The organism is Providencia sp. PROV150, assembly GCF_028481025.1.
Lineage (GTDB): Bacteria > Pseudomonadota > Gammaproteobacteria > Enterobacterales > Enterobacteriaceae > Providencia > Providencia hangzhouensis.
On sequence record NZ_JAMPPJ010000008.1, the window covers coordinates 1 to 12,094 of the forward strand.

The 12,094-nt window shown below is 40.4% G+C and carries 8 protein-coding genes; 4 read left to right on the forward strand and 4 right to left on the reverse strand.

The annotated features are described in order from the left end of the window. Positions 1 to 50 precede the first annotated feature (50 nt). From pflB to PSE83_RS07515, 3 genes are all read right to left on the reverse strand, one after another. Positions 51 to 2,333: a formate C-acetyltransferase gene (gene pflB, locus PSE83_RS07505; RefSeq protein ID WP_004256301.1), complete on the reverse strand. Its 2,283-nt coding sequence runs from the start codon at positions 2,331 to 2,333 to the stop codon at positions 51 to 53. Between the two features lie 70 nt (positions 2,334 to 2,403). Beyond that, positions 2,404 to 3,261 carry a formate transporter FocA gene (gene focA, locus PSE83_RS07510; RefSeq protein WP_004256299.1) on the reverse strand — a complete coding sequence of 286 codons (858 nt, stop codon included), beginning with the start codon at positions 3,259 to 3,261 and terminating at the stop codon, positions 2,404 to 2,406. 462 nt (positions 3,262 to 3,723) lie between these two features. Next, positions 3,724 to 4,497 carry an IclR family transcriptional regulator gene (locus tag PSE83_RS07515; RefSeq protein ID WP_094960677.1) on the reverse strand — a complete coding sequence of 258 codons (774 nt, stop codon included), beginning with the start codon at positions 4,495 to 4,497 and terminating at the stop codon, positions 3,724 to 3,726. A gap of 345 nt (positions 4,498 to 4,842) precedes the next feature. Here PSE83_RS07515 and PSE83_RS07520 point away from each other — a divergent pair, with 345 nt between their 5' ends. From PSE83_RS07520 to PSE83_RS07530, 3 genes are read left to right on the forward strand one after another with little or no spacing between them, the layout of a single operon-like run. Then, positions 4,843 to 5,736, forward strand: coding sequence for a dihydrodipicolinate synthase family protein (locus tag PSE83_RS07520; RefSeq protein ID WP_004256296.1), 894 nt, complete (start codon positions 4,843 to 4,845; stop codon positions 5,734 to 5,736). 51 nt (positions 5,737 to 5,787) lie between these two features. Further along, positions 5,788 to 7,101, forward strand: a complete 1,314-nt coding sequence (locus tag PSE83_RS07525) for an MFS transporter (protein ID WP_004256294.1) — start codon at positions 5,788 to 5,790, stop codon at positions 7,099 to 7,101. A gap of 24 nt (positions 7,102 to 7,125) precedes the next feature. After that, on the forward strand, positions 7,126 to 8,721 hold the full coding sequence (locus PSE83_RS07530) for a UxaA family hydrolase (protein ID WP_272660760.1): 1,596 nt from the start codon (positions 7,126 to 7,128) through the stop codon (positions 8,719 to 8,721). A gap of 67 nt (positions 8,722 to 8,788) precedes the next feature. Here PSE83_RS07530 and ycaO read toward each other — a convergent pair whose 3' ends face one another. Continuing rightward, entirely contained in the window at positions 8,789 to 10,543 is a 1,755-nt protein-coding gene (ycaO, locus tag PSE83_RS07535; RefSeq protein WP_181489552.1) for a 30S ribosomal protein S12 methylthiotransferase accessory factor YcaO, read from the reverse strand. A gap of 194 nt (positions 10,544 to 10,737) precedes the next feature. Between ycaO and ansB the strand changes: the two genes are divergently transcribed. Continuing rightward, complete coding sequence (gene ansB, locus PSE83_RS07540) at positions 10,738 to 11,781, forward strand: L-asparaginase 2 (protein ID WP_004256291.1); 1,044 nt, start codon at positions 10,738 to 10,740, stop codon at positions 11,779 to 11,781. The last annotated feature ends 313 nt before the right edge of the window (positions 11,782 to 12,094 follow it).

Below are 12,094 nucleotides of genomic sequence, written 5' to 3' on the forward strand. Positions count from 1 at the left end.
GACCCCGTAAAGCGGGGTCTTTAATTTACTTTATTTTAATGAGCTAATTATTACATTGTACTGGTGAAAGTACGAGTAATAACGTCTTGCTGTTGTTCTTTAGTCAGTGAGTTGAAACGTACAGCATAACCAGATACACGGATAGTCAGTTGTGGGTACTTCTCTGGGTTTTCCATTGCATCTAACAGCATTTCACGGTTCATAACGTTAACGTTCAGATGCTGGCCGCCTTCGATAGACGCTTCGTGGTGGAAGTAACCATCCATCAGACCCGCTAAGTTCGTTTTACGAACATCATCATCTTTACCTAACGCATTTGGTACGATAGAGAAAGTATAAGAAATACCATCTTTCGCGTAAGCAAATGGCAGTTTAGCAACAGAAGTCAGTGAAGCTACCGCACCTTTTTGGTCACGACCGTGCATTGGGTTTGCACCTGGTCCGAATGGTGCACCTGCACGACGGCCATCTGGTGTATTACCTGTTTTCTTACCATACACTACGTTAGAGGTGATGGTCAGGATTGACTGAGTTGGTACCGCGTTACGGTAAGTAGGCAGTTTCTGAATTTTCTTCATGAAACGTTCAACTAAGTCACACGCGATATCATCTACACGAGAGTCGTTGTTACCAAATTGTGGATATTCACCTTCGATTTCGAAGTCGATAGCGATACCGTCTTCATCACGAATTGGTTTAACTTTCGCATATTTGATTGCAGACAGTGAGTCAGCAGCAACAGATAGACCCGCAATACCACAAGCCATGGTGCGATAAACATCACGGTCATGTAACGCCATCAGTGAAGCTTCATAGCTGTATTTATCGTGCATGAAGTGGATGCAGTTCAGTGCAGTGACGTACTGAGTTGCTAACCAATCCATGAAGTGGTCCATTTGGTTCATCACAGTATCGAAATCTAAGACCTCGTCCATGATTGGTGCATGTTTAGGACCAACTTGCATTTTCAGTTTTTCATCAACACCACCGTTGATGGTATACAGCATGGTTTTCGCTAAGTTTGCGCGAGCACCGAAGAACTGCATTTGTTTACCAACAATCATTGGGCTGACGCAACATGCAATTGCGTAGTCATCGTTATTGAAGTCTGGACGCATCAGGTCATCATTTTCATACTGAACTGATGAGGTATCGATAGACACTTTAGCTGCGAATTTTTTGAAATTCATTGGCAGTTTTTCTGACCACAGGATAGTCATGTTTGGCTCAGGAGATGGGCCCATGGTATACAGTGTGTTCAGGAAACGGAATGTGCTTTTCGTTACCAGAGTACGACCATCAAGGCCCATACCTGCTAATGATTCAGTTGCCCAGATTGGGTCACCAGAGAACAGCTCATCGTATTCAGGAGTACGTAAGAAACGTACCATACGCAGTTTCATGACTAAGTGGTCAATCAATTCTTGCGCTTGTTGTTCGGTGATTTTACCTGCTTCTAAGTCACGTTGGATATACACGTCTAAGAAGGTAGAAACACGACCAAATGACATTGCAGCACCGTTTTGTGATTTAACAGCGGCTAAGTAACCGAAGTAAGTCCACTGTACTGCTTCTTGTGCGTTTGTTGCTGGTGCAGAAATATCGTAACCGTATTTTGCAGCCATTTCTTTCATTTGACCCAATGCACGGTGCTGTTCAGCAATTTCTTCGCGCAGTTGGATAGTCATTTGTAGGTCTTCACCTTTTTCTAATCTTTCTTGCAAAGAGGTGAATTGGTTAAATTTGTCTTTCATCAGGAAATCAATACCGTACAGTGCAACACGACGGTAGTCACCGATGATACGACCACGACCATATGCATCAGGTAGACCAGTTAAGATACCTGATTTACGGCATTTTAAGATGTCTGGCGTGTAAACGTCGAAAACACCTTGGTTGTGAGTTTTACGGTATTCAGTGAAGATTTTTTTGATTTCTGGATCTAAAGTACGGTCGTAAGCTTTGCATGAGCCTTCAACCATTTTGATACCACCGAATGGGATAAGACCACGTTTCAGAGGTGCGTCAGTTTGCAAGCCAACGACTTTTTCTAATTCTTTAGTAATGTAACCTGCATCATGAGAAGTGATGGTTGAAGCGACATCAGTGTCAAAATCAACTGGCGCATGAGTGCGGTTTTCGATTTTGATCCCTTCCATGACTTTATCCCACAACGTGTCAGTTGCTGGAGTAGAGCCTGCTAAGAAAGATTCATCACCTTCATATGGAGTGTAGTTTTTCTGGATGAAGTCACGTACGTTGACGTTATTCTGCCAGTCACCTTGGTTAAAACCTTGCCATGCTAAAGCGAATTTTTCATTTAACTCGGACATGATACTTTTACCTTTTAACAATGGATCTTTTAGGGATCTTAATAAATCTTTTCGTGTGTGTCAGTGGCTATTAATGTTTTTGGCCACTACGTAAATGCATAAACCAATAAATGAGGCCGACTAAAATCGCACCGCCAATAATATTTCCGATAGTGACTGGAATTAAGTTATCTGTAATAAAGTTACCAACCGTTAGGTGTGAAAATTGGTCAGGAGACATATTTATTTGAGACCAATATTCAGCGGGGGCGAACTCTTTAATCATAATGCCTAACGGGATCATGAACATGTTTGCGATACTATGCTCAAAACCGCTCGCTACGAACATCGCGACAGGTAACACTAGAACGACCAGTTTATCAGTTAAACTACGGCCGGAGTAACTCATCCAAACCGCAAGGCAAACCATTAAGTTTGCTAAAATTCCTAATGTAACCGCTTCAATAAAGGTATGGTGTAATTTATGGCTGGTGGTTTGTAAGACATTTAACCCCCATTGACCATTGGCTGCGGTGTATTGTCCTGCAAACCAAATCAGTGCAACAAAGAATAACGCACCAATTAAGTTACCAATATAGACATTAAACCAGTTACGGAACATTTGCCCCCAAGTAATTCTTCCTGTGGCTTTTGAGACGATAGTGAGTACGGTGGAGGTGAAAAGATCTGCGCCACATACAACCACTAACATCAGACCTAAGGAGAAACAAATCCCGCCAATAAGTTTAGTGAAACCATAAGGCGCTTCAGCTGCCCCGGTTGTTGCTGTGATATAGAATACAAACGCGATAGAGATAAAAATACCGGCAGTGAATGCTGACAAGTAAGTAATTGCAGGATGTTTATTTGCCTTATAAAAAGAGGCATCATCTGCGACTTGCGCCATTACAGCAGGTGGCAATAAATTAAAAGGGTTGTCAGCTTTCATACCAACACTCTCTTACAAAGTTGATTAATTATAGCACGCAATAATAGTAACAAAGGGGTGAATTGATAAATTTGATATGGATCATGAACTCTCTAGAGAGAGCGGTAAAAATGGTTAGTAAATTGTTAAATTTGAATCTATCTTGTTGATATATAAGGTTTAAATATTTTTTAAAATTTATTGAAAATTTTTATAAAGTCAGTTTTGAGCATTAAAATAAGTAAAAATATACGCGTAAATGTTAACTATTTAAGATGAATATGATCCTTTTGGCATATAATTTAACTTATGTTTGCATAATACCCTATTTAATTCAGGGGGATTCCGATATATATTCCTTAGCCAAACCGTATTTCTGCAATATTTATCTAACAATAATGTAAATAATAAAAGATTCGTATAAATGAATCTACAAATGAAAGTGATATATGTTAACTAATCAAACAGCTTTTAATGTTATGGCTAGGTATAAAACTCAATATCTTCGAGTGTGTTCAATTCTTGCTCAATACGTTCACGACTTGCTAAAAGTGTTTTGATGACTTGGTTCACTTTGGATTCATCAATGCGGAAAGTTGGGATAGACACACTAATTGCAGCTATGATTTTATCCCGCTGACGCAATGCAACAGCATAGCAGGTCGTTTCTTCATTTATTTCTTTATTATCAACGGCATAATTATTTTCACGAACTGCGTTAAGCTGTAGGCGCAGTTCAGCCAAAGTTTGCACACTGTATTGGGTTAACGGGGTAAAACCTGAAGGATAAAGCTCGGAAATTTGTTGGTCACTGTAGTTAAAAATCATGGCCTTACCAAGTGCCGAGTAAATAGCAGGCAAACGAGTACCAATATTAGAGATTAATTGGACCTTTTGGGCTGATTGGACTTTATCAATGTATAGTACATCGGCACCGTCTAAAATCCCCATTTGACACACTTCATTGCATTCATCAACAATATGTACCATTTCCCGATGAACCATTTTTAGCCAATAGGATTTTTCGAAAAATGAGCGGGAAAGGAGTGAGCAGGCGATACCTAAATAATACAGCTGGCTATTGTCATCATAATTAATATATCGATGTTCAACCAACGTTTTTAAGATAGGATAAATAGTCCCCTTTAAGATTTGTGTTTTATCAGAAAGTTGTGTCAAAGAAAGCCCAGTATTTTCAGCCGATAAAACTTGCAGTATTTCTAATACCCGAATTGTCGGCATGTGCCCCGTAGACATTAAACCACCTCACTGATTAATTTTGTCGCTATTCTAGGTTTAAAATACCACTATGTAAATCATCTCAGGAATACGTTTAATCTCAAATTGGTCATACCTGTTAATGGCTCAAGTCGCAATAAAGACGTGACTCTGTTCAAAATTTAGTAATAAAAAAATTATTTTTTAGCCAGCCTAATTGCTATTTCTTTTCTTTAAATTCTTTTTAATCAAATAATTATGTGAGATTTATATATAAATTGGATGAATTTGACTCAATCCATAATTCATGATTTCTTGTTTATTGTTTTTATTTATGAATGCAGTTTGTATATATGAACAATAATAGGTGAGGAGATTACCGGTATGGAAAGTCGTTATATCACTCCAGTAGTGACCATCTTTGATGACAAAGGTCGAGTGGATATAGAACAAAACATACGTGTTTATGATTCATTGAAAGGCAAAGTCTCCGGTTTTGTCACAATGGGAAGCACGGGGGAATTTTTTGCGCTTAATATGCAGAGCTCAAAAACACTAATCGACCTATGTAGTCGTTACCCAAAGGAGGAAATGCGTGTTTATGCAGGAGCAAGCCGCCTTGATGTGCAAGAGTCGGTTGAATTGGCTAACTATGCATATGAAAAAGGAATCGATGGGGTGATGATCATTAGCCCATATTATTTTCCGCTGGATGATGAAGGTGTTTTCCGTTTTTACAGCACGATAGCAGCCAAAACATCTGCTAACATTTTCATTTATAACTTCCCTGAACGAACAGGTTATTCTGTCTCTCCAGATGTTTGCCTACGTTTAGCGGATAAATATCCCAATATCATCGGGTTGAAAGATACCATTCCTGACACGACTCATACCGCCCAAGTGATTGAAACGGTGAAAACCCGCTTACCTCATTTTGAGGTATATGCAGGTTACGATAATAACTTTGCTCATGTGGTTTTATCGGGGGGAAATGGTTGCATTGGTGGGCTTTCAAATATTGTTCCACAGTTTTTTGCATCGTGGATGCAGGCGTTTATCCAGGGTGATTTAGCATTAGTGGCAAAACACCAACAACGAGTAGACCAATTGATGGCTATATATAGTGTCAATGCACCATTTATCCCAACCTTTAAAAAAGCATTGCAGCTAAAAGGTGTGGTTAATTCAGACTATTGTACAGCGCCATTTATTGGCTTGAACAATATACAGATTGAGCAACTTCAGCAGTTATTAACCCTTGCTGATTTACCGCTCTGACCTTTCCTGAATCAAACACAATAGAACATCTTACCAACAGGGAAAAATATCATGGCGACAACGAAAGCTTATAACAATCCTGTTTTAAATTCTGCGATAGCCAAATCGTGGAAACGTTTAGTACCTCTGATGTTTATTTTGTATTTTGTTGCATTTATTGACCGTGTGAATGTCGGTTTTGCTAAAGATGCGATGCAAGTCGACATTGGTTTATCCGATTCTGCTTTTGCTTTTGGTGCAGGTATTTTCTTTGCGGCATATGCGTTATTTGGTATTCCCGCTAACTTAATTTTAAACAAAATAGGGGCGCAAAAATGGCTAAGTATTACGACAGTTATCTGGGGCGTTCTGTCTGCAATGACAGGTTTTGTCACCAATGAGACGCAATTTATTATTTTACGTTTCTTATTGGGGTTGGGGGAAGCCGGTTTTTATCCAGGTATTCTATTATTAGCTTCCATTTATTTCCCCAATAATGTACGCGGGTCTGTAATTGGAATCTTTGTTTTAGGCGTACCTTTGGCGTTGACACTGGGCTCGCCATTATCCGGCGCGTTACTGGAATTGCATGGTTGGTTAGGTCGGCCGGGCTGGTTCTGGATGTTTGTCATTGAAGGCCTTCCCGCTGTTGTGATTGGTATTTTTGCCTTCTTTTATTTGGATGATAGCCCTGAAAAAGCCCGTTTTTTAACCGAAGAAGAGAAAAAAGCCCTAACTGAACAATTAGCTAAAGAAAATGCAAAAACTGAAACCACATCAGTATTATCCGCACTAAAAAATATCAAAGTTTGGCACCTTGCACTGATTTACGGCACGATCCAAATTTCAGTATACGGTTTGATGTTCTTTCTGCCTTCCCAAGTTGCGTCCTTAATGGGGGAAAGCTTAGGTTTTAAACAATCCTTAGTTGCGGCAATACCTTGGGCTTGTTCTGCATTTGGAGTGTATTACATTCCTCGTTTTGCCGACCGTCATCCAACTCGTCGTATCGAAATCTCAGTTCTGTGTATGTTAGCCGCAGCATTAGGTTTGGCATTGTCAGCATTTGCGAGCCCTGTTTTTGCTATTGCGGCATTATGTTTAAGCGCTGTTGGTTTTTTATCCGTTCAACCGGTGTTTTGGACGTTTCCACCTCAGTTATTAAGTGGCCCTGCATTGGCAGCAGGAATTGGTTTCTGTACCACCATGGGGGCATTCTGTTCATTCCTCGCACCAATCATTCGCGTGGAAGTCGATAAAATGATGAATAGCAATACCGCAGGTATCGTGACATTAGCGGTGATCACCGTCGGTTGTGCCGTTTTAATCGCATTACTTAAAAAAAACACTCATAACAACAACCTCAAAGCATTGTCATCTAACTAATGACAATTTTTAGGAAGGTGTGACATGCAAAAAATTCTCAAAATTGATGAGAGCGACAACCTAATTGTTGCTTTGAAAGACCTGCAAGCAGGAGATATCTACCACTGGGGAAGTGAAGAAGTGACCCTAGTGACCGATGTGAAAGCAAAACACAAGTTCGCCATGGAAGCGATACCCATTGATGGTATTGTTTCGATGTATGGTACTGCAGTAGGAAAAGCCACAAAGCCAATCGCAAAAGGTGAAGTTATCACAGTCGATAATATTCGCCACTATGCAGCTCCGGTTTCTTTAGAGCAAGATGCGCCATATGAGTGGAATGCGCCAGATGTATCGGCATATCAAGGACGTACATTTAAAGGCTATATACGTGAAGATGGGCGAGTGGGAACTGCAAACTATTGGTTAATCTTTCCATTAGTATTTTGTGAAAACCGCAATGTAACAAAGCTCACTGATGCCTTAAATGAGGCATTAGGTTATACCAATAATAGTTTGAAAAACTTTGCGTTAGATTTAACCGCAGGCGAGCAAAGGGAAGGCGCAAAACCTAAATTATTCCCACATATAGAAGGTGTGCGTTGCATTACGGTCACGAGTGGTTGTGGTGGGGCGACTTCTGACAGTAAGACAATGTGTGATGTGCTTGCTGCCTATGCAGATCACCCTAATGTGATTGGTATTACGGTGTTTAGTTTGGGCTGCGAAAAAGCACAGCGCAAAATGTTTAAAGAGTCACTTGCTGCTCGAAACTCCAATTTTAATAAGCCTGCACTTTACTTCCGCCAGCAAGAATGGAATAGCGAAGAAGAAATGATGCAAACCGCTTTGAAGCAAACTTATGAGTGCATGAAGGCTGTCGAACCACAGTCCCGTGTGGATGTTCCGTTGTCTCATTTAAAACTCGGTGTGAAATGTGGCGCTTCTGACGGTTTTTCTGGTATTTCGGGTAATCCTGCGATGGGGCTAGTTTCTGATTGGTTAGTGACCTTGGGGGGCGCATCAGGTTTAGCTGAATTCCCTGAATTGTGTGGTGCAGAAGGGGACATGGTGAAACGGTGCGTGTCTTTTGAGGATAAGAAAAAATTCTTGGACTTGATGGAGCGTTATGAAAAGACAGCGAATTTCTTTAATACTACGATTGCCGATAACCCGAGCCCCGGTAATATTGCAGATGGACTAATAACAGATGCAATTAAATCGACTGGAGCGGCTAAAAAAGGCGGAACGTCGCCGATTAGTGCGGTGTGTGATTATGCGGAGCCTATGCCTGACAGCGGGTTATCATTAGTTTGCACGCCGGGTAATGATGTTGATGCGGTTACCGGCCTTGTTGCTGCGGGGTGTAATGTGGTTATTTTTTCAACAGGACTTGGAACTCCTACAGGGAACCCGATTGTGCCAGTTTTAAAAATATCGACTAATAGTGCCATTGCAGAGCGTCTGTCAGACATAATTGATTATGATTGCGGGCCAATTATTGATGGGGTTCCACTACCAACAATTAGTAAAGGGTTATTTGAACGGGTGATTGAAACGGCAAGCGGTGACTATCAGGTTCAAGCGGACCGATTAGAACAGTTTGATTTCTTATTATGGAAACGTTCATTGGATTTATAATTAATATAAACCAATAAATTGTGAAAATGTTGACGGGGCAAGTTCCCCGTCAACGATTTAATTCACATTATGCATTATCACGCTTTGCTTTTTGCAGCTTTTCATAAGCAGCCAGCAAGGCTTGATGCGCAGGAAGTGCTTTAAGTTCTTCGTCAATAGACCACAAGCCATAGAAGCATGATTCCCCAGCGATAGCGGCTGATGCAGCATTTACTGCCTCTTGACCATACATACGTACAAAGGCGTTGTAGTATTGTGCAGGATCACGTTCTTCTTCTTGGGATAACAACAACAGGGTTTGCAAGCAACGATAATAATTTGCACGCTCAGCAGTAAATACCGAGCTATTGAAGTCTTGTGTCCATTCAACCCAAGCAAGTGCTTGCTCGAGATCACCACCAGCCAGTGCCAACATGGATTTTAGTTCGCCAATACGCAGGTTACTCCACCCATTGTCTTTACCTACAGCCAACCCAAGTAATTCACGAACACGGGTAAAATCATCTAAACCGTCATCATCTAATTGCTCGATAAGTGCAAGATAATCTTGTTTTTCCCATTGGCTATCAGGTAGGTTGATAATCGTGTCACGTAAATAAGCGCCCATCGCGTTATTGGCGATATGTAAGTCTTCTACTGGGTAAATATCAGACATACCTGGGACTAAAATACGGCAAGCGTAGACACCCAAATGGTTATAATCTGCAATATAGACTTCAGCATCTAATGTATTGAAAATACTAATAAGCGTTGCAAATTCTTCTTGAGTTGTGCCTTTAAAGCTCCAATCTGCAAAGGCATAATCGGCATCATCTTTAAATAAATCCCAGCTAATTAAACCGCTTGAATCAATAAAGTGAGTTTCAAGGTTTGTGTGTTCAGCCACTTCTTCGTCATCAAAGGTCGGTGCATTAAATACATCGAGGTCTTTTAAGCCACGGCCTTGTAGCAATTCGGTGACTGTACGTTCAAGGGCAACACCAAAGTCAGGATGAGCACCAAATGAGGCAAAACAAGTCCCGTTCTGTGGATTGAACAAAACCACACAAATTACAGGGTATTGGCCGCCTAGTGATGCGTCATAACAGAAAATTGGAAAACCTTCTTTTTCTAAGGTTTCAACGGCTTCAACTACCGCAGGATAACGAGCCATGACGTCAGCAGGGATAGCCGGTAAGCTAATACTTTCAGCAATGATTTTATTTTTAACAAAGCGTTCAAAGACTTCGGAAAGGCCTTGTACACGCGCTTCGTTGGCGGTATTTCCCGCAGACATTCCGTTGGAAACATATAGGTTGCCAACGATATTCATTGGAATATATACGGTTTGATTGTCTGATTGGCGGGTAAATGGCAGGGCGCAGATACCACGTTCTTCATTGCCGGATTGTAAGTCAATTAATTGGCTGGCGGCTAAGGCGTTATCGGGGTCATAAAATTTAATCAAACAATTGTCTAATAACCCTTCAGGTAAACTATCATCTTCGGTTAGTGGAAACCATTTTTCATTAGGGTAATGAACAAAATCCCCTTCAGCGATAGATTTACCAAGGTAAAAGTCCGCAAAGAAGTAATTCGTTGATAAACGCTCAAAATACTCACCAAGCGCTGAGGCTAATGCGGCTTTTTTGCTCGCTCCTTTACCATTAGTAAAGCAAAGAGGGCACGCTTTATCGCGGATATGTACAGACCAAACGTTGGGTACAGGGTTTAACCAAGAGGCTTCTTCAATATCAAACCCTAATTTCTTTAATTTGGTTTGAAATGCATCGATAGAATCTTCAAGAGCGGCATCTTTGCCGGGAATAAAAGTTTGGCTCATTGTCAGTCACTTGTGAATAGAGTGTTTCAAACGGCTTATGATACGGATTTTTGTCGCAAGCCTCACGCTTTTTATTTATTCACAGATAAATCATCTTAAAATTCATTATTTATCCTAAAATAATTGTATAGGTCACATAAAATTCAGCATAATTCCACATAATAACTGAAGTTTATTAATGAAAGGAAAATAGGATGAAAAACAGAAATAAAGCGCTTTTGGCGACATTGGTTTCACTGTTTGCCGTATCCGCTATCGCTCAACCTAATATTACAGTATTGGCGACAGGGGGAACGATAGCAGGTGGCGGTGATTCAGCCACATCTTCCAGTTATCAAGCGGGTAAAGTAGGGATTGATGCTTTAATTAATGCAGTGCCAGAAACCAAAAAAATTGCCAATTTAAGTGGTGAGCAATTGGTGAATATTGGCTCACAAGATATGAATGACCAAGTCTGGCTGAGCCTCGCGAAAAAAATTAACCAAGATTGCGATAAAACAGATGGTTTTGTAATCACTCATGGTACTGATACTTTAGAAGAAACGGCATTTTTCCTTGATTTAACCACGCAATGTAAAAAGCCAATTGTTTTGGTTGGTGCAATGCGTCCTTCAACAGCTTTGGGCGCTGATGGTCCTTTGAACCTGTATAATGCAGTAGTTTTAGCGACGGATAAGTCTGCTGGAGAGCGCGGTGTTCTGATGGCAATGAACGATAAAGTCGTGCAAGGCCGTAATGTGATGAAAATGAGCACCACTGAAGTACAGGCATTTGATGCAGTTAATGGTGGGGCAGAAGGTTTTATTCATGATGGTAAAGTCACTTATTTCCAAGCAGCGCAACCTCGTGGTGACAAAGCGGCATTCGATGTCAGTAAACTAGAAAAGCTCCCTGCGGTAGGCATTGTTTACAATTATGCCAATGCATCAGCGGCTCCGGTGAAAGCTTTGAGAGAAGAAGGGGTTGAAGGGGTTGTAAGCGCAGGTGTGGGTAACGGTAATATGTATAAAGCGGTATTTGACGCTTTAGCAAAAGCAGCGAAAGAAGACGTGGTTGTCGTTCGTTCAAGCCGTGTACCAACAGGTTATACGACAAGAAATGCCGAAGTGGATGATAACTTATATGGTTTTGTTGCTTCAGAAAGGTTGAACCCGCAAAAAGCGCGTGTATTGCTTCAGTTAGCCTTAACTCAGACTAAAGATCCTCAGCAAATTCAGGCATTATTCGAAAAATATTAATTATCAAAACAAGTGTTAATTTAATACAGCGGGGTGCAGTAGCCTGTACCCCGTTAGCTTTATTGTTTATTAAGAAATTTTATACTTACGTATGTTATTTTTCAGTACAACAACATTTATCCTAATTATTTGACTCAGTAATCTGAGCTTTTTTAAGGCAATTAGGTCAATGTGGTGATAGAACTTTGAGAATTCCTACAAAATAGGAAAAATTAAGGTACAAACAGTTAATTTATTGATTTTATCTTGAACCCTTTCTTATGTGTATTCTCTATATATTTTTTATATTTATCAATTTATTACATTTTATTTT

Coding starts and splice junctions, on each gene's coding strand:
- ycaO (WP_181489552.1), bottom strand. CDS start 10,543: ATGAGCCAAACTTTTATTCCCGGCAAAGATGCCGCTCTTGAAGATTCT.
- PSE83_RS07515 (WP_094960677.1), bottom strand. CDS start 4,497: ATGTCTACGGGGCACATGCCGACAATTCGGGTATTAGAAATACTGCAA.
- PSE83_RS07520 (WP_004256296.1), top strand. CDS start 4,843: ATGGAAAGTCGTTATATCACTCCAGTAGTGACCATCTTTGATGACAAA.
- PSE83_RS07525 (WP_004256294.1), top strand. CDS start 5,788: ATGGCGACAACGAAAGCTTATAACAATCCTGTTTTAAATTCTGCGATA.
- PSE83_RS07530 (WP_272660760.1), top strand. CDS start 7,126: ATGCAAAAAATTCTCAAAATTGATGAGAGCGACAACCTAATTGTTGCT.
- ansB (WP_004256291.1), top strand. CDS start 10,738: ATGAAAAACAGAAATAAAGCGCTTTTGGCGACATTGGTTTCACTGTTT.
- focA (WP_004256299.1), bottom strand. CDS start 3,261: ATGAAAGCTGACAACCCTTTTAATTTATTGCCACCTGCTGTAATGGCG.
- pflB (WP_004256301.1), bottom strand. CDS start 2,333: ATGTCCGAGTTAAATGAAAAATTCGCTTTAGCATGGCAAGGTTTTAAC.